A 16,074-nucleotide genomic window follows, 5' to 3' on the forward strand; every position below is an offset into this window, starting at 1 on the left:
CCACAAACCCTTGCTACATCAACACTTGGAAATAAATGTCGCCAAACTCGGGTTTATACATAAAAAATACCGCCCCGAAGGGCGGTACTCTACCGTTCGATTCGCTTGCTCCGCGCGGGCGGCGCCGGTACTGTTCCATCCGGCGCAACTCCGCACTTACCGCGCCTGAGCGGCGGTGCCGGCAGCCGCGCCCGCAGCCGGCGCCGCCGGTGTCGCCGGTGCGGCGGTTTCCGGCTCACCGGCCGACGAAGCCTTGCGCGGCTTGCCGTACAAGCCGATTTCTTCATCATACGCGTCGAAAATCTGGCGGGCGATCGGAGCCGCGCCGCGACCGCCATATCCGCCTTCGGGCACAACGACGGCGACGGCCAGCACCGGGTTTTCCGCCGGCGCGTAGGAAATGAACACCGCATTCTCGACATCCCCCGCGCTGGTCGTCTGCTGCGACGTACCCGTCTTCCGGTTGAACGTGTAATTGACTCCCTCAAATCCTTGCACGCCGGATTTCATTCCGCGTTCGATCTCTTGCCAATAAGCTTCGGGCAGCTCGACTGTGTTGAGCACCTCGGGTTTCGGCTGCTCTATGACGTTGCCGTTCGGATCGACGATTTTGTTTACGAAGATGGGCTTCATTCGCTTGCCGCGGTTCGCAAGCGTGGCGGCGTACTGCACAAGCTGCAGCGGCGTATAGCGGGCCTGCTGCCCGAACGAGGAGCGGATGAGCGCGGACTGCGCACTCGCGTTCTCGGCTTCATAGAAATAATCGACGACCCCTTTGGATTCTCCGAGCAGACCGCTGCCGGTCACCACGCCGAGTCCGAATTGCTTCACATACTTGTCCCAAACCTTGACGCCTTCGTTCCCTTTGTACTTCCGGTACAATTGATTGCCGATCATCTCGGCCATGAACGGGTTTGACGATTTCTCAATGGCCAGCGACGGATCCATTCGGCCATAGGCGCGGTTCTGGGAGTTGCGGATCGATACGCGGTACCGCCCTTCCCGGCCAAAGGAGAACACCCCGGTGTCGTTATAAAAGGTATTCGGAGTAATCAGCTTCTCCGCCAATCCGACCAGAACGGTCAGCGGCTTCTGGGTCGAGCCCAGATAAACGAGCGAGGAAGGATGCTTATTCGCCTCCTCCTGGGTCGGCCACTTCTGATAGACCTCGCGAATCGTTCCGTTATTCTGGATGGACTGGATGTTGGCGTAATCCTCCGGACTGATTCGTCCCCCGCGCCACAAGTTCGGATCGTAATCCGGCATGCTCGCCATCGCGATCACCTTGCCGGTCTTGACCTCCATCGCGACCGCATACCCCGCGCGCGCCTGCTCCGCCCGGTCGGCCGTGCTCTCGGGAGCATTGCGAATATAATTGATATGGTCGACGATCGCTTTCTCCGCGCGCAGCTGCACCGCCCGGTTAATCGTCATATAGATGTCGTTGCCTTTCTGGGGCTTCGTGATGACCGGCGGCCCGATAATGCGGTCCAGGCTGTTCACGGGATATCTTTTGACCCCGTTCTTGCCCCGCAGCAGGTCCTGGTACATATATTCGAGGCCGTCCATCCCGACATCCTCTTCATTCAGATACTGCAAAGTCGGATCCTTGGACTCCGCTTTCTTCTCGTAGAAGTCTTGGGTTACCGGAGAAGTGACGGCCGACTTGAACTTTTTCAAATACCCGACCAATTGCACCGCGACCGTTTCTTTATCGTAATTGCGGATGCTGTCCTCCACAACCTCGATGCCCTGGAACTGCTCCCGATTTTCCATGAAATAGGAAATTTCCCGATTGGTCAGGTTCGACTTGATGCGCCGCGGCGTATACACGCTGTTCAGCCGGAACGTAATATCCATCTGTTTGACGATGTCCTCCACCGTCATCGCTTCCTTCGGATCGCCGTATTTGACGAACACCTCATTCAGCTTCTTCGCAAGCGCCACTGCGTCCTCTTCCTTCACGCCCGTTTCGATCGTGTAATAGATCGATTGCGTGGCGGTCGAGTAGGCGATCTTCCGTCCCGATGAATCATAGATATCGCCGCGGATCGGCGGAATTTGCACCGGACGGCTGCCGAGGCTCGTTTCCTGCTCCTTGAGCTCCGGGCCCTTGACGAATTGCAGGATGGCCAGTTGGACGATCAACACGCTGAACAGAAAAAACGTACTGAAAAAGAACAGATTCAACCGAAACGAAAAATGCCGCCGGTTAACGATTTGCCGTTTCTGTTCCTCCTCCGTCCGTTGACTCGTCATGACCGGTTCCCCTCCCTTTCCGATGTAAAATCATTTCATCCGTAACACTCCTGAGAGTAGACGACGGAAACCTGCGGAAGGTTTCAGCGCGTCCGTGCCAAAACCGGCCTCCCCAGCCTTTCACACGTCGCGGAGGCGTGTTTCATCCATTCCCGGCGGATCAATCCGGCCGCCCCACGGAGCCGGAGCGGCGTCCGGCACTTCGCGATCGCTGATCTCGTGGCGGCGCTTGACAACCTGCTTGAAATCCGGCTCGTCCGCCTGGGTGAACACCGGCCCCTGTTGCGTCATGACGCGGCCGGCGACCGGCGCAAGCAGCCGGCTCGACGCTTCCCGGTATACGGGCGACGACGCGATGACATCGGCCAGCGGCGCCTGCGGCAGCAAGGAGACGTACATGAACAGCGCCGCGAGCATCACCAGCCCGCGGCCGGCGCCCAGCACCGCTCCGAACAAGGCGCCCGCGAACCGGTTGGCCGCACGGCCCGCATAGCCGGCGGCCGCTCCCCGCCTATTCCCGCGCAAGCCCGCCAAGCCGGCGGCCAACGGCAGCACGAACACCCCGAGCAGCCGGAACAAGCTGCGGTATACGAAATAGGCGGCCATGAACAGTGCCGCGTACCTCATCAGCGGAGAATCGCGGAAGCCGGTAAGCACGCTGTCCCAAACCTGCTGCCAGACGTTCAATTCGCCGGCCGGCGTCCGAGTGTCGGCAGCGGCCAGCCACGACTCCACGGCCGGCGACAGCGCCATGACGGTTCGCGCGGCGAGCAGCAAGGACACGACCGTCCGCAAGGCTTCCCATATAAAAAACAAAAGGTGCTTCGCCGATCCGGCCGCACCTCTCGTCATGCCTTGAATCAACGATACCGCAAGGATAACGGTGACGGCCAATGCGACAGGCTCGGCATATACCGTCAAACGGTCCCATTCCATCCGCGTTCCTCCTCTGCCGCCGGAAGGGAACCCGCCTCCTGACGAGCGGCGCGAGTTCCTTCAGGCGCTGCTGTATTCGACGCTTAACGGTTGCTTTTCGCCGCTTCGATCAGCGACCGGACCGCTTCGTCGATTTTCCATTTGCCGAGCGACACGCCCCGGAAAAAAACCGCCACCTCATTGTCGCCCTGCTTGCCCGTCAGCTCCAGATTATCGGTCGTCACCGTATAGGTGCCGTCGCCGTTGTCCGTGAACGCCGCTTGCGACGCTTCTCCGGCCATCGCGCTTACCGCTTCCCGCTTCACCGTTTCCGTCACCTGCGAACCGAGCGTTCGCACCGTATCCATGTTCAGGTCTTTAAGCGTATAGCCGCTGTAAAACAAAACGCCCAAGACAATAAGGGAAACGATCGCCCATTTCACGACCGTTTTGACGACGCGTATCACGATCAGCAGAGCGGCGAGCGCCGCAACAAGCACCAGCCAACGCTCCTGCAGAAAGGCTTGCCATGTTTCGATGTCGTAATTCAGAATCAAGTCCAACAACGCCATCCCCTCCATTATGCCTGCGGCCGCGGCCGACACCAACTATTATACCTTACCCGTCATACGCGCGTAAACGGTTTATGGACGGGCCGAGACATATCCCGTCCGCTGATGACGTACAAGTAGAAGTAGAGCAATTTAATGCCCGGACGGGAGAGTGACCGCATGAAAACGGCCGTATGGTTGTACCTGTTTTCGTTCATCGCCGTGTTCGACCTGCATGCCCAATATCCGATCCTGACGCCGTTCGCCGTGTCGCTCGGCGCCGCCCCCTCGTTCATCGGCCTCATGATGGGCATGTATTCCATCACCCACCTGCCAGGCAACCTGATCGCGGGCTACAGCGTCGACCGGTTCGGCAGCCGGCCGTTCATCGTGCTCAGTCTGCTGCTTGCCGGAGGGGTGCTGCTGCTCCAATCGCGGGTAACCGATCCCTGGCAGCTGCTTACCCTCCGCTCCATAAGCGGCTTCGTTCTGGCCTTTCTCTCTCCGGCCTGCATGGCGCTCCTGGCCAAAATCACAACCGACCAGGTGAGGCAAGGCAAGCTGATGGCCGGCAACGGACTGGTCCATACGCTCGCCTCCGTCGTATCCCCGGCCGCCGGCGCCCTGCTTGTCGCCCGCATCGGCTTCGAGCAGGCGTTCTATGTGCTCGGCTGGATTCTGATCGGCACCGCGGCCTGCGCGCTCGCTTTTATCCGGGACGTCCAAAAGCAGCCGACGGAGGCCAAGCCGGCCGCCCAACCCGCAGCGCCGGCGCCGGGGACGGGACCGATGCCGTGGCTCGTCTATTCGCTTCCGGTCGCCATGGCCTGCGCCCAAGGCATCCTGTCGTTCGAGCTGCCGCTCATGGCGCATGACGACGAAGGCATCCTGGCGACAGGCATCCTTTTTTCCCTTGTCAGCCTGGGCGCCCTGTTCACCCTGAGCCTGCTTTTTCTCAACCGGTACTCGCCGTATGCGCGCACACTGGCCGGCTCATTCTTCCTCTCCCTGGCCTTTTTCTCCGTCGCCGTCCGCGTGCCGCTGCCGCTGGAGTGGCTGCTGCTGCTGATCGGCATGGCCAAGGGCATCATTTATCCCGCATTGTCTTCCCTGCTTATCCAATTAAGCGGCGGCGTGCGCTACGGGCGCACGTTCTCCATCCTGTCGGTCGCCTTCTCGGTCGGCGCGTTTCTCGGTCCGATGCTCGCAGGCATGGTGCGCGACTACCTGTCCCCGTATTTCATCGGATTCGCGGTGCTGATGATCGCCGTCAGCGTGCTGCCGCTGCACCGGATTCCGAGCCGCTCCGCGCCGCCTACCCGGGTTGCCTGATGGGAATGCCTCTATCGGCCGCCCGATGATGAACGCCGCACTTACGGCAACCCGAACAAGGCAAAATCAGGCTCGCCCTCTGCGGGCCTGTTAGCCGTGCTTCGACATTTCCCGGGAAATGGGTACAATGTAGGTAACGGGAGGGATGCGAAGGTGGAGATCGCCATTATCGTGGAAGGCAAAAACGATCGAAGCAGGCTGCGCCGGCTCGTATCGCCCGATGTCGACATATTGTGCACGTACGGCACGCCCGGCTCTCTGCAGATGGACAAGCTGGCGAAGCAGGTCGGCCGGCGCCATGTCTACATTTTCACGGACAACGACGCCCCGGGCAAACGGATTCGCGGCATCCTGCGGGATGCGTTTCCGGATGCCGACCATATCTACACGCGCAGGGGATACCCCGGCGTCGAGGGAACGCCTGACGAATATTTGCTCCAGCAGCTGGAAAAAGCCGGACTCGAGCAATTTCTCATCTACCCCGATCCCGCCCCGTCCGCCGAACGCTGGACCAAAGAGGACGGACTGATTTGACGGGACAGGGAAGCGCTGCCGCCTGCCTCTATCGCTGAATATTCAGCATATAAATGACGACCGTCACGGTCACGACACTCAGAAGGGTGGACACGAACACCGCCTGGGAAGCGAATTCGGCCTCATTGTCGAACTCGACCGCCAGCAGAACGCTGCTGAGCGACGTCGGTACGGCCGACGATATGATAAGCGCCGCGGCCGTCAGCCCATCGATGCGGACAAGCGGCGAGAGCGCCAGTATAATGAGCCATGCCAGGGCGGGACCGGCAAGCAGCCGCAAAGCGGCGGACAAGCCGACGTCGACGGCAAGCGAACGGCTGATGCGCCAGCTCATGCTGCCGAGCTGAACGCCGAGCGTAATAAGCGCCGTTCCGATGAAGGCGTCGGCCAAATAGCGAACCGGCGTATAGAGCGAGTCCGGCACCGGCACGTCAAATCCGCGCATCAGAAAGGCCAGCGGGATCACGTAGATGGAGGGCATCGACAACATGACGCGGCGGATCGCCTGCCAATCCGCTTTGTGGGCGTTCACGTTATAGACCCCGTAGGTGTTGGGGACCAAATTTTGCACCATCATGACGAGCACTTGAATGGAAAGCGTAAACGGGTTTCCCGAGAACACGAGCTGGTTCAGCGGTATCGCATAATTGGCGCTGTTGTAGAAAAGCACGCTGTTGCGCATGGCCGCCTTCATGCCGCCGGTGTAACCCCGGACGCGAATCGCGAGCCCTACCGCCGCGAATTGAAACGCCATAAACAGCAAAATAAACAGCATCACCTGGCCGAATACGGAGAGCGAAATCGGCGTCTCGTATATCAGCTTGAACATAATCGCGGGAGAAAACAGATAGAAGTTGAGCTTGGACAAGGTTTTGATATCCAAAGAAAAAGCCCGCTGCAGAATGACCCCGACGGCGATCATCACGGACAGAGGAAGCACGTTGTTCAGTAAAATGTGAAAAAATATCGTCATAATGCCGCTCCTGTCGATCGTTAAGCACGCTGCGGACGCCCGCCGCTTTTAAGGCAGCCAAGCCCCGTCCCCGGTCGTGTTCACGATCATCGCAAGAAACACGACCATCAAATAATTAACCGAGATGAGAAAGTTGGTCTTCGCCCACTGCTCGTCGTTGCGGGCGCCGATGCCGGTCAGCGTATGCCATGCCCAAAACAGGCCGCCGAGCACCGAAATCGCCAGAAAAACGACACCCGTATAGCCGTATGCATACATCAGAATGCCGACGGGCAGCAGCAGCACGACATACGGAATCATCTGCAGCTTGGTCCGGCGGATGCCTTTCACGACGGGCAGCAGCGGAAAGCCTGCCGCGCGGTATTCCTCCACCCGGCGAATCGCGAGCGACCAGAAATGGGCAGGCTGCCACAGGAACAGCAGCGCGAACAGCAGCCATGCGCCGGCGTCGATTTCCTGCGCAACGGAGACGTAGCCGATGACCGGGGGCATCGCTCCCGACACGGCGCCGATGGAGGTGCTCCAGGTGGACGAGCGCTTCAGCCACATCGTATAGATCACGATATAGACGAACATGCCGAGCAAACCGAGCCATCCGGCAAGCGGACCGACGGCGAGGAACAAGACAAGCTCGCCCAGAATACCGAGCACGATGCCGTATCCGAGCACAAAACCGGGGCCCAATCGTCCCGACGGCAGCGCACGGTCCTTCGTGCGTTCCATCTTCGTGTCGAGCTCCCGGTCCCAATAGTTATTAATAACGCAAGACGACGCCATCGTCAGCGCGGAGCCGATCAGCATCCATACCAGCAGAAGCCAATCGATCTCCCACCTGGACGCTACCCAAAAGCCGCCGAAAGCGGCGATCAGGTTGAGGCGAATGATCCGCGGTTTCGTTAACATCCATAAATCGTTTAGCACAGCGGGCCCCCCAAAGTCGGACGCCGGGGTATGATCGCCCCCTTAAGCCCGTGAATCGTACTTTATCATACCGAAAAAACAAACCGTTGACAATGTTCGCGTTCTTACGTTCATCAAATTGACAAGGAACCAAATCCGCTTTCGGGCAATATGATGTCATGTGGTTCCGCCCATGGGCGGGAACCCGAGGCACGCGAAGGGAAGTGAACGGCGAGAAAGATGGCGGTTATTAAGACGAACACGGAACATAACCGGGTTCTTGCCCGCCTGATGCGGGCGGAAGCGGAAGGCGAGGGCGTGCTCGGCATGCTGATGGTCGGCAACGTCGGGGTTAACCGGGTGCGCGGCAATTGTCTGGACTTCAAAAATATCCGCACCATTCCGCAAATGGTCTATCAGCGGCCCGGAGGCTTTGAAGCGACGCAGAAAAGTTATTTTTACCAAAGGGCGCGCGAGAAGGAGCTTCGGCTGGCCCGGCGCGCAGTGGGCGGCGAGCGGCAGCATCCCGCCTCCAACGCGTTATGGTTTTTCCGTCCCGCCGGCGCCTGTCCGCCTACGTGGTGGAACCAGCGGAACGTCGGCCGGTATAAAAAGCATTGCTTCTATGCCCCGAGACCAAGCGACTGTCCGAGAGTCTATTAGTACGAGGAGGAACGAAGAACATGAACATGCTCAGCGGTTTTTTCGGCAGCAAAGGCGCCTATCCGGGAGGCGCCGCGGGTTCATATCCGTATGGAGGGATGCCCCCCGTTTATCCCGGCGCCGTGCCGGGCGCGTACCCGTCCTATCCCGGCCCGACCGGCTTTCCGATGGCGCCCCCAATGCCGCCGAGCGTGCCGAGCGGCGCGTTTGTAACGCCGACGGGCGGCAACATCGTAACGCTGCCGGCAGTTGAAGAATCCTACGTCGAGAACATCGTCAGGCTTAACCGCGGCAAAGTCGCGACCGTCTATATGACGTTTGAAAACAACTCGCAATGGAACGCCAAGGTGTTCCGCGGCGTCGTCGAAGCGGCGGGACGCGATCATATCATTCTCAGCGATCCCGTGACGGGCATGCGTTATTTGCTGCTTACCGTCAACCTCGATTACATCACGTTCGACCAACCGATCGCTTATGAATATCCGTTCCAGGGCGGCGTCGTGACGAGCGCCACCCCGACGGCAGGGACGCGGGTCCCGGCAGGCTCCGACGCCGGCTCCTAAACGGGCCGGAACGTCCAGGCGTGCACCTTGTCCCTTCCGCCGGACACATAACCGAACATGACCGACCAGCTGGAACGCTCCCCGCAGCGTTCTTCTTTTTTGCGTTCGGCCTCGGCTTCGCTCGCTGCCTCCCATACTTCAACGAACAGTCCCGGCTGATCCGTTCCTTCATATATAAGGAAGCCGGATTCGCGAAGCTTGGCCTGCGCCATCCATTCCATGAACGATTGGCGCAGCTCCGGAGCGATCCTGTATTCCACAAACAGTTTGTACATGGGCAGCGTCGCTCCTCTTAGCCGTCCGCCCGCGGACGGTACGAATAGGCTCTGCAGCCATTATAGCACGGCGGCGGAGGCTTGCGCATTGACGCCGCCGGCCCCTTCAGGCAAAATGAATGAAGGGCCGCGCTTCTGGGCACGCCGCACAGGAAAAAGAAGCCCAGGTTGCCCCGGGCTTCCGGTAGGTATACTTAGAATTGACGGTTGGCGCCGGACAATTGTTGTTCCGCCAATTGCACAAGCCGTCTCGTAATGTAACCCCCGAGGGAACCGGCATCGCGAGTCGCGATATTGCCGTAATAACCGTCCTGCGGAATCTGAACGCCGAGCTCTTGCGCCGCTTCAAATTTGATTTGTTCCAGCGCCTGTTTTGCCTGCGGTACTACCAGAACGTTTCTGCTGCTGCGGTTACGGCCACCCATGTGAATTCTCCTTTCGTCCTCTAAGCTGTAGTGTTTTTGCAAGCTTGCAAACTTATTATGCACCGCTTTCCCGATAATATCCGGAGAGCCGGCCCTTTTGAAAAATAATTATGAAGGAGTATTCGCCGTGTCCAAAAAAATGTCCCTGCTGTTCGCTTCCGTCTCCGTCCTGCTCATGATCGCAACCGCCGTCGCCATCAGCTATAACGGGTGGCTCGCCGTGCTTTTTCTTCTGCTGGCCTTGGCCTGCATCGCCTCCGGCTTCATCTATAAGGCGCGTTTGCGGAAAATGAAATGACGGCGGCACTAAGGCAGTACCGCCATCTTCATGACCATGATTAAGCTTTCGGCGGAAGGAAGCCCATCCGCTCTTTGGCGCCGCGAAGCGTTCGCGCCGCAATCGCCTCGGCGCGCTCGGCGCCTTCCGCGAGGATGCGGTGGATTTCACCGGACCGGCGAATGTCCCGGTATTTGGCTTGCAGCGGCTCCAGAGCGGCCACCACATGCTCGGCCAAATCTTTTTTGAACCCGCCGTATCCCTGCCCCTCGTAACGGCTTTCGATTTCCTCAAGCGTCACGCCGGCGCAGTGCGCGTAGATGCTCATCAGGTTGCTGATCTCCGGCTTGTTCGCAGGATCGTATTTCACCTCGCGGCCCGAATCGGTAACCGCGCGGCTCAGTTTTTTGCGCACCGCGTCCGGCTCGTCCAGCATCGCGATATAGCTGCCCGGATTCGGGTTGCTCTTGCTCATTTTCCTGGACGCGTCGTCAAGCGACATAATCCGCGCCCCCACCTTCGGAATGTACGGCTCCGGAATCGTGAAGTAATCGCCGAATCGGCCGTTGAAGCGCGCCGCCAGATCGCGCGTAATCTCCAGATGCTGCTTCTGGTCGTCGCCTACCGGCACGAGATCCGCGTTATAGATCAGAATGTCCGCAGCCATCAGGGCCGGGTAAACGAACAGGCCAGCGCCGACCGACTCCTTGCCGGCCGACTTGTCCTTGAACTGCGTCATCCGCTCCAGTTCTCCCATATAGGCAAGGGTCGTGAACAACCAGCCGAGCTCGGCATGGCCCGGAACGTGCGATTGGGCGAACACGGCCGCTTTGGCCGGATCGATGCCCGACGCAATATACAGGGCGGCCACCGCCTCGGTTTGCTCGCGCAGCGCCATCGGCTCTTGAGGAACGGTGATCGCATGCATATCCACGACCATAAAAAAGCACTCGTGCGTTTCCTGCAATCGAACAAAATTCTGGATGGCCCCGATGTAGTTCCCGAGGGTCAGCTGCCCGCTCGGCTGTATTCCCGAAAGCACTCTTTTCATTTTACCCAAGCCTCCTGATCACGATAGCGATAACGATTAGAAGAATTATACCCGGTGGCATCCAAATGTCAAGCAGCATATGAGCCTGCAAACCAAGGTCTATTTTCCCGATTTTTTTCTATATAATATGTCTAAATTATGATAATATTAGTCCAATAGAACTAGTACCTAGTTAAGGAGTGGGACGATGGGGGCGGAACTGAGGGTAGAACACTGTCCATCTTGCGGCAAGCTGTACCAGAAAAACCTGCGCAGTGTTTGCGGTGAATGCGCCGCGCTCATCGACGGCCAGTTCACCGCGGTCGACCGTTATTTGGCCCGCAACCGCAGTGTCGGCAACGAGCAGCTTGCCGAAGCGACGGGCGTGCCGGTCAAGACGATTCAAGCCTTTATTCGCCAGAAACGAATTTCCTTGTCCGCCTGCCCGAATCTTGCGGACGCCTGCGACTCCTGCGGCGGCCCTTCAAGGCAGGGCCATCTTTGCCTCCACTGCTCCACGAGACTGAAAACCGACATCCGGGACATGCTCGAGAAGGAACGGAAAGCAAAGGAAAGCGCCCGCTCGGCAATGAGCTATAAAGCGAAGGTTTGAACATGCAGTTTGCGCCAGGGCCGCCCGGCAAGGGCGACTTTGTCGTGCCCGCGGCATAAATTTATCCAGCACGTCCATAATAAAGGGTAGACCGGGAGGTGAACAGCATGGCATCGAGCAATCGAAGAAACAACAACGCTCTGGTCGTTCCCCAAGCGGAAGCCGCGCTCCAGCAACTGAAATTCGAGGTCGCCCAGGAGCTCGGCATCCAAATGCCGCCGGACGGCTATTACGGTTACATGGCGACGCGGGACACCGGCGCAATCGGCGGCAATATCACCCGCCGTCTGGTTCAACTGGCCGAACAGCAGCTCGCGGCACAATTTTACCGCTAGGCAGCCGAATCATCGGGCAAACGAAAAAGCCGTCCGCATTCCGGACAGCTTTTTCATTTGCTTGTCATGCGAATTGATTGCCTTTGAGCGTCGGCTGCTTCGGCTGATAGCGGTACGTCCAGTTGGCCGAATTGTAGTTGGATTCATAGAGCACGCTCGCCGACCAGCCGCCTTTGCCGCCGCGGACCGCGAAATCGTACAGAATCTCGCCGTGCGTCCAGCTGCGTTTATGCCTGAGCGCTTCCACCGCCATCCTTCGAAACGACAGGACCTGCTCGGGCGACAGGCCCTTCCCGGCTTCGCCGATTTCCCCGTCGCACATCTCGATCGGATTGTGGCGCACACCGAACTTGCCTACGGTGTTGTTCCGGATCTGAATCGTCACCGTTCCCCCTACCGCGTTCGTCAATTCATCCTCCAGATGGCGGAACACGAAATCGACCTGGCGTGCCAGCGGCATATTTTCCAGCTGCATCATTTCCCTCCTTTTCAACTCGATCTCTTTGGTAATTCCAAAATTAAACCACGAGTCCCATTATAATGGAATTCACGAAATTCGACAATCTTTTTTCATCCGAAATTGGTTCTTTAGACCCTGCAAGCCCCGCCCGGCAGGCATACGCAGCTTATATTTTTCGATATGATAAGACAAGGATAGACCGCCTTCTCCCTGGGTGCTATAATATGTCTATTCCACCAGTAAGGGAGCCATAACTCATGGAACGGTTGAACGGTTTATCAACGCGAGGCAAACTGATGATCTCCTGCTACTCCATTGTCATCTTGTCCGCCATCGCACTCCTTATCGCAGCCATGTCTTCGGGGGCAGGCCTTATTCTTCCCCTCATTCTGATCGCCGTCCTGGCGGCCGCAACCTACTTTTTGGTCGGCGTCTTTGAGAGAGCGCTTTCAAGTTCCTTGGACGACATGAAGCATGCCGCCTCCCAGATCGCCAAGGGCGATTTTACCGTCCGCCTCGATACGAGCGGCGCGTCGACGGGGGACGTCGCCCACTCCTTTAACGCCATGGTCGACAAGCTGAAGGACATCTTGAATGAAACGACGGGCATTACCCGCCATGTTTCCGACGCAAGCCGCGGCATTCTGGAGAAAAACCGGCAGCTCAGAATCGTGATGGAGCAGGTGGCCGTGTCCTCGAACGAGCTGGCCACGGGCGCCAACGAGATATCCGAGGACGTTTCCGGCATGAGCGATTCGATCGCGGAAATCGAAAGCAAGGTCGAAGCCTACGCGCGGTCGACGCAGGAAATGAACGAGCGGTCCGAACACACCTTATCCCTCGTTCGGAAAGGCCGGGAAGCCGTACATAGCCAGACGGAGGGCATGCGCCGGAACGTGGAGGCCACCGGGGCGGTATCCGTCACGATCGAGGAATTGGCCAAGCATGCCGAAGGCATTTCCAAAATGACGAAGTCGATCTCCGAAATCGCCGAGCAGACCAACCTGCTGTCGCTGAACGCTTCGATCGAAGCCGCCCGCGCCGGCGAGCACGGCAAGGGATTCGCGGTCGTCGCCCACGAAGTGCGCAAGCTTGCGGAAGAATCGACGGCGTCGACGAAGGAAGTGTTCGGTCTGGTCCGCGGCATCGAGAAGGGCATTAAAGACGCGATCGCGAACATCCAGGTCAATTCCCACGTCGTTCGCGAGCAGAATGAGCTGATTCAGCAGTCCCAGCAAATTTTCAATGAAATCGTCGGCAGCGTCCAATTCATTACGGAGCAAATCGCCGCCTTCACGCATGAAAGCGAAGGCATGCTGGAGAGCGCGAAGAAAATTTCAGGCGCCATTCAGAACATCTCCGCGATTACGCAGCAATCCGCGGCAGGCACCGAGCAGGTGTCGGCTGCCATGAACGAGCAGATCGCATCCGTGCAAGCCGTCGTCGACGAAGCCGAGCAGATGCAATCGATGGTGATGAAGCTGCAGAAGACGATCCAGATTTTCAAGGTGAAATAAAATCGAACGGCTTTTATTGCCGAACCGAAACGGCCGCGCAAGGCGCGGCCGTTTCGCGTTGTCCGTCAAATCCGAATGAAAGGCCGCCGATAACGGGAAACCAGCTCCGAGACGTCAGCGCTCCATTCAGACGTATGGTTCGGAGGTTAGGCTCTGATTTATTCGCCTTGCTGCAGGTCAAACCGGCAGCTGCCGACGATCTTTTCGCCGTACAGGCATTCCAGCAGATCGCCGTCCGACACCGGCCCTACGCCCGCCGGCGTTCCAGTATAGATCAAATCGCCTTCCCCAAGCCCGTAACGGGTGCCGATAAACGAGATAAGCGCCGGAATGTTGAACAGCATCATTCCCGCATGGCCGCGCTGCACCGTCGCTCCATTGCGACGCAGGGAAAATTCCGTGTCCGTTAATGCCCGAAGCCCCGGATAAGGCTGCCATTCCGTCCGTAAAGCCGACTGAGGAAAGCTTTTGGCAGGCAGCCACGGCAGCCCGTTCCGCTGAAGCTCGCGCTGCACGTCGCGCAGCGTCAGGTCCAGCCCGAGCGCCAGTCCGGCGATATGCGCCTCGGCATCTATCGAGGGATCGTAGGTTTGTCCGATCCGCAGCACCAACTCCACCTCGTAATGGATAGCGCCCTTCGTACCGTCCAGCTTCACCGTACGCCCGTCGAGCGGCGCAAGCGCGTGCGTCGGCTTCAAGAAGACGATCGGTTCCTTCGGCGTTTCGTTTCCAAGCTCTTTCGCATGCATGGCGTAATTGCGTCCCACGAAGTACAAATTGCGGTGATCCATGTTCGAACCGGCTCCTTTGCGTTTCGGATTGTCGACGCTCACCCCGCGGTACCTCAGCGTTCCTCCGCCTGCGGACGGTAACGCGAGGGAAAAGGACTGCCGTCCCATAGTATTTCAGTGGTCGATTGCCGTTTCTTCACGTCCGGTTCCTCCAGCAGGAGGAAAAAATTGGCAGTCGGCAGCTCGCCGAGCCCGTGCTTGGCCGACAGCCGGTCCAGATAATGCCGGTGAGAAGCGCCCTGGTTGCCGGAAATGTTGCTCCCCTGCTGCGAGAAAGCATACAGCACGCCCGCCGCCGGCACCCGCTTCACCCGGAGCCGCTCCGCCGCGCGCAAATAGAAATCCCAATCCCAATAATGATTCATCTCCTCGTCGAACGGCCCCAGCACCTGATGGACGCTTCGCCGGTACAAGCAGCCGGACGGCACGAACGTGGAGAACCTGCGCATCGCCTCCGGATCGTGTTCGTAAGCGAAGACCGAACGCGACGTCACTTTACGCGCCCCGTGCTCGATGACATAGTCGAATATTTCGACGTCGGAGTAAACCAGATCGCAGTCCGCAATCTCCCGCATCATCCGCTCGACATGCGAGGGCAGAAGAAGGTCGTCATCGTCGCACAGCACAATATAGTCGCCCGCCGCCTCTTCCAGCGCGCGGTTGCGGGCCCGGACATGGCGCCCGTTCACCGGCAGGTTCACGACCTTCACGTTCAATTCTCCGTACAAAGCCACCACCCGATCGACCGGTTCGCCCGCATCGTTCGCGATGATGATTTCCAGTGAGCGGTAAGTTTGCCGGGCCAGCGCCTCAAGCAATTCACCCAACTGCAGCAGACGGTTATAAGTTGGGATGATGACCGATACAAGCGGACCCGTCATGGAGCGGAGTCCCTCCTTCCGAAGCTTCGCGAAATCACAGTTGCTGTCGACTACAACTATAATGCAAATCCGGCTGAATCTCCAGCGGATCACCTCAAAAACCCTCCGGCGCGCCCGCGATGCGGCCAACCTCCCCGGACGCCCTCCCGCCGTCTTCGGTGCGGCGTTTCGGCGCCGCTCCGAACAGCACCCATGAATGCGGCGAGAATCGAAACGCCGCCTCTACTACGCCCCAGGACAGCAGAAGCGTGATCGCGAACACGGCCAGCAGCGCCAGATGGAACGCCGCTCCATCGAGCTGTGTCAGATAAATCCGGCTGAATCGCAGCACGAGCGGGTGAACGAGATAGACGCCGAACGAAACGGTGCCCAGCCGCGTCATCCACCGGATCGGCAGCCGGCCCGCGAACCGTTTGAGATACAGCGCCAGCTGCAGAATGACGACCGCGCTGAAGATGGTATGCAAGTTCCAGTACAGTTCATAATAGATGTTATCCGCCCACTCGCCGTACCGCCTCGTGGCATACCACAGCCGTACATAGAGCGCCGACGAGATGAGCCACCCGGCCCACAGAACGGAGCTGAGCGTCCATGCCGCCGCGGCCCGCGGGGTGTGAAAGCCGGTGAGCCAGCTTTTTACCCGTTCATAATTCAATCCGATATAAGCGCCTGTCATATAATAGCCCATGTAAGAAAGCGAGATGCTTCCTTTATTGACGATGCCGAAGTCACAGTACCACCCGTTCAACGGGTGGCTTGATTTCGCCCCTATAAGGGGCA

General features: G+C 58.7%; 20 protein-coding genes. 8 read left to right on the forward strand and 12 right to left on the reverse strand.

Features of this window, described 5'->3' with window-relative positions; genetic code table 11:
• Nucleotides 1-156: 156 nt before the first annotated feature.
• From RWM61_RS18525 to RWM61_RS18535, 3 genes are all read right to left on the reverse strand, one after another.
• Nucleotides 157-2,259: a penicillin-binding transpeptidase domain-containing protein gene (locus RWM61_RS18525; protein WP_314003561.1), complete on the reverse strand. Its 2,103-nt coding sequence runs from the start codon at nucleotides 2,257-2,259 to the stop codon at nucleotides 157-159.
• Nucleotides 2,260-2,379: 120 nt separating this feature from the next.
• Nucleotides 2,380-3,195 carry a hypothetical protein gene (locus RWM61_RS18530; RefSeq protein ID WP_314003563.1) on the reverse strand — a complete coding sequence of 272 codons (816 nt, stop codon included), beginning with the start codon at nucleotides 3,193-3,195 and terminating at the stop codon, nucleotides 2,380-2,382.
• 83 nt (nucleotides 3,196-3,278) lie between these two features.
• On the reverse strand, nucleotides 3,279-3,746 hold the full coding sequence (locus tag RWM61_RS18535; protein ID WP_314003565.1) for a hypothetical protein: 468 nt from the start codon (nucleotides 3,744-3,746) through the stop codon (nucleotides 3,279-3,281).
• A gap of 159 nt (nucleotides 3,747-3,905) precedes the next feature.
• Here RWM61_RS18535 and RWM61_RS18540 point away from each other — a divergent pair, with 159 nt between their 5' ends.
• A complete protein-coding gene (locus RWM61_RS18540) occupies nucleotides 3,906-5,057 on the forward strand; it encodes an MFS transporter (protein WP_314003567.1) in 1,152 nt (383 codons plus the stop codon).
• 153 nt (nucleotides 5,058-5,210) lie between these two features.
• Nucleotides 5,211-5,591 (forward strand): DNA primase, encoded by a 381-nt coding sequence (locus RWM61_RS18545; protein WP_314003569.1) that lies wholly within the window; start codon nucleotides 5,211-5,213, stop codon nucleotides 5,589-5,591.
• Nucleotides 5,592-5,619: 28 nt separating this feature from the next.
• On the opposite strand, the gene RWM61_RS18550 is transcribed toward RWM61_RS18545, so the two are convergent.
• Entirely contained in the window at nucleotides 5,620-6,564 is a 945-nt protein-coding gene (locus RWM61_RS18550) for an AEC family transporter (RefSeq protein ID WP_314003572.1), read from the reverse strand.
• Nucleotides 6,565-6,612: 48 nt separating this feature from the next.
• Nucleotides 6,613-7,485: a heme o synthase gene (cyoE, locus tag RWM61_RS18555; RefSeq protein ID WP_314003573.1), complete on the reverse strand. Its 873-nt coding sequence runs from the start codon at nucleotides 7,483-7,485 to the stop codon at nucleotides 6,613-6,615.
• Between the two features lie 219 nt (nucleotides 7,486-7,704).
• On the opposite strand from cyoE, the gene RWM61_RS18560 reads away from it, so the two are divergent.
• Both RWM61_RS18560 and gerQ read left to right on the forward strand, forming a co-directional pair.
• On the forward strand, nucleotides 7,705-8,127 hold the full coding sequence (locus tag RWM61_RS18560) for a cell wall hydrolase (protein ID WP_314003575.1): 423 nt from the start codon (nucleotides 7,705-7,707) through the stop codon (nucleotides 8,125-8,127).
• 20 nt (nucleotides 8,128-8,147) lie between these two features.
• Nucleotides 8,148-8,690, forward strand: a complete 543-nt coding sequence (gene gerQ, locus RWM61_RS18565; protein ID WP_314003577.1) for a spore coat protein GerQ — start codon at nucleotides 8,148-8,150, stop codon at nucleotides 8,688-8,690.
• Here the strand turns inward: gerQ and RWM61_RS18570 are convergent.
• Both RWM61_RS18570 and RWM61_RS18575 read right to left on the reverse strand, forming a co-directional pair.
• On the reverse strand, nucleotides 8,687-8,965 hold the full coding sequence (locus tag RWM61_RS18570; protein WP_314003579.1) for a hypothetical protein: 279 nt from the start codon (nucleotides 8,963-8,965) through the stop codon (nucleotides 8,687-8,689). The two genes, gerQ and RWM61_RS18570, sit on opposite strands and share 4 nt — an antisense overlap.
• Nucleotides 8,966-9,159: 194 nt before the next feature.
• Complete coding sequence (locus RWM61_RS18575; protein WP_314003581.1) at nucleotides 9,160-9,390, reverse strand: alpha/beta-type small acid-soluble spore protein; 231 nt, start codon at nucleotides 9,388-9,390, stop codon at nucleotides 9,160-9,162.
• Nucleotides 9,391-9,517: 127 nt separating this feature from the next.
• Between RWM61_RS18575 and RWM61_RS18580 the strand changes: the two genes are divergently transcribed.
• Entirely contained in the window at nucleotides 9,518-9,688 is a 171-nt protein-coding gene (locus tag RWM61_RS18580; protein ID WP_314003584.1) for a hypothetical protein, read from the forward strand.
• A 40-nt stretch (nucleotides 9,689-9,728) separates the two neighbouring features.
• On the opposite strand, the gene trpS is transcribed toward RWM61_RS18580, so the two are convergent.
• Nucleotides 9,729-10,718 carry a tryptophan--tRNA ligase gene (gene trpS / locus RWM61_RS18585; protein ID WP_314003586.1) on the reverse strand — a complete coding sequence of 330 codons (990 nt, stop codon included), beginning with the start codon at nucleotides 10,716-10,718 and terminating at the stop codon, nucleotides 9,729-9,731.
• 187 nt (nucleotides 10,719-10,905) lie between these two features.
• On the opposite strand from trpS, the gene RWM61_RS18590 reads away from it, so the two are divergent.
• The gene (locus RWM61_RS18590; protein WP_314003588.1) at nucleotides 10,906-11,310 is read left to right on the forward strand and encodes a hypothetical protein; all 405 of its coding nucleotides are present in this window, start codon (nucleotides 10,906-10,908) and stop codon (nucleotides 11,308-11,310) included.
• Between the two features lie 107 nt (nucleotides 11,311-11,417).
• Nucleotides 11,418-11,645 carry an alpha/beta-type small acid-soluble spore protein gene (locus RWM61_RS18595; RefSeq protein WP_314003590.1) on the forward strand — a complete coding sequence of 76 codons (228 nt, stop codon included), beginning with the start codon at nucleotides 11,418-11,420 and terminating at the stop codon, nucleotides 11,643-11,645.
• A 64-nt stretch (nucleotides 11,646-11,709) separates the two neighbouring features.
• Here the strand turns inward: RWM61_RS18595 and RWM61_RS18600 are convergent, their stop codons facing one another.
• A complete protein-coding gene (locus RWM61_RS18600) occupies nucleotides 11,710-12,120 on the reverse strand; it encodes an O-methyltransferase (RefSeq protein WP_314003592.1) in 411 nt (136 codons plus the stop codon).
• Nucleotides 12,121-12,362: 242 nt separating this feature from the next.
• On the opposite strand from RWM61_RS18600, the gene RWM61_RS18605 reads away from it, so the two are divergent.
• Nucleotides 12,363-13,622: a methyl-accepting chemotaxis protein gene (locus RWM61_RS18605; protein WP_314003594.1), complete on the forward strand. Its 1,260-nt coding sequence runs from the start codon at nucleotides 12,363-12,365 to the stop codon at nucleotides 13,620-13,622.
• Nucleotides 13,623-13,780: 158 nt separating this feature from the next.
• Here RWM61_RS18605 and RWM61_RS18610 read toward each other — a convergent pair whose 3' ends face one another.
• The 3 genes from RWM61_RS18610 to RWM61_RS18620 form a co-directional block, all read right to left on the reverse strand.
• Nucleotides 13,781-14,413 (reverse strand): fumarylacetoacetate hydrolase family protein, encoded by a 633-nt coding sequence (locus RWM61_RS18610; RefSeq protein ID WP_314003596.1) that lies wholly within the window; start codon nucleotides 14,411-14,413, stop codon nucleotides 13,781-13,783.
• Nucleotides 14,414-14,466: 53 nt separating this feature from the next.
• Nucleotides 14,467-15,294, reverse strand: coding sequence for a glycosyltransferase (locus RWM61_RS18615; protein ID WP_314003598.1), 828 nt, complete (start codon nucleotides 15,292-15,294; stop codon nucleotides 14,467-14,469).
• Between the two features lie 94 nt (nucleotides 15,295-15,388).
• A partial coding sequence (locus RWM61_RS18620) for an acyltransferase family protein (RefSeq protein ID WP_314003600.1) occupies nucleotides 15,389-16,074 on the reverse strand: 686 nt, incomplete at its 5' end.

The sequence above is a fragment of the uncultured Paenibacillus sp. genome, assembly GCF_963515335.1.
Classification (GTDB): Bacteria; Bacillota; Bacilli; order Paenibacillales; family Paenibacillaceae; genus Paenibacillus_I.

What these genes read in the sequence shown, in the direction of transcription:
- RWM61_RS18540 (WP_314003567.1), top strand. Translation starts at nt 3,906, where the DNA reads ATGAAAACGGCCGTATGGTTGTACCTGTTTTCGTTCATCGCCGTGTTC.
- gerQ (WP_314003577.1), top strand. Translation starts at nt 8,148, where the DNA reads ATGAACATGCTCAGCGGTTTTTTCGGCAGCAAAGGCGCCTATCCGGGA.
- RWM61_RS18550 (WP_314003572.1), bottom strand. Translation starts at nt 6,564, where the DNA reads ATGACGATATTTTTTCACATTTTACTGAACAACGTGCTTCCTCTGTCC.
- RWM61_RS18615 (WP_314003598.1), bottom strand. Translation starts at nt 15,294, where the DNA reads ATGACGGGTCCGCTTGTATCGGTCATCATCCCAACTTATAACCGTCTG.
- RWM61_RS18590 (WP_314003588.1), top strand. Translation starts at nt 10,906, where the DNA reads ATGGGGGCGGAACTGAGGGTAGAACACTGTCCATCTTGCGGCAAGCTG.
- RWM61_RS18535 (WP_314003565.1), bottom strand. Translation starts at nt 3,746, where the DNA reads ATGGCGTTGTTGGACTTGATTCTGAATTACGACATCGAAACATGGCAA.
- RWM61_RS18605 (WP_314003594.1), top strand. Translation starts at nt 12,363, where the DNA reads ATGGAACGGTTGAACGGTTTATCAACGCGAGGCAAACTGATGATCTCC.
- RWM61_RS18575 (WP_314003581.1), bottom strand. Translation starts at nt 9,390, where the DNA reads ATGGGTGGCCGTAACCGCAGCAGCAGAAACGTTCTGGTAGTACCGCAG.
- RWM61_RS18610 (WP_314003596.1), bottom strand. Translation starts at nt 14,413, where the DNA reads ATGGATCACCGCAATTTGTACTTCGTGGGACGCAATTACGCCATGCAT.
- RWM61_RS18595 (WP_314003590.1), top strand. Translation starts at nt 11,418, where the DNA reads ATGGCATCGAGCAATCGAAGAAACAACAACGCTCTGGTCGTTCCCCAA.
- RWM61_RS18600 (WP_314003592.1), bottom strand. Translation starts at nt 12,120, where the DNA reads ATGCAGCTGGAAAATATGCCGCTGGCACGCCAGGTCGATTTCGTGTTC.
- RWM61_RS18530 (WP_314003563.1), bottom strand. Translation starts at nt 3,195, where the DNA reads ATGGAATGGGACCGTTTGACGGTATATGCCGAGCCTGTCGCATTGGCC.
- RWM61_RS18525 (WP_314003561.1), bottom strand. Translation starts at nt 2,259, where the DNA reads ATGACGAGTCAACGGACGGAGGAGGAACAGAAACGGCAAATCGTTAAC.
- RWM61_RS18570 (WP_314003579.1), bottom strand. Translation starts at nt 8,965, where the DNA reads ATGTACAAACTGTTTGTGGAATACAGGATCGCTCCGGAGCTGCGCCAA.
- trpS (WP_314003586.1), bottom strand. Translation starts at nt 10,718, where the DNA reads ATGAAAAGAGTGCTTTCGGGAATACAGCCGAGCGGGCAGCTGACCCTC.
- RWM61_RS18560 (WP_314003575.1), top strand. Translation starts at nt 7,705, where the DNA reads ATGGCGGTTATTAAGACGAACACGGAACATAACCGGGTTCTTGCCCGC.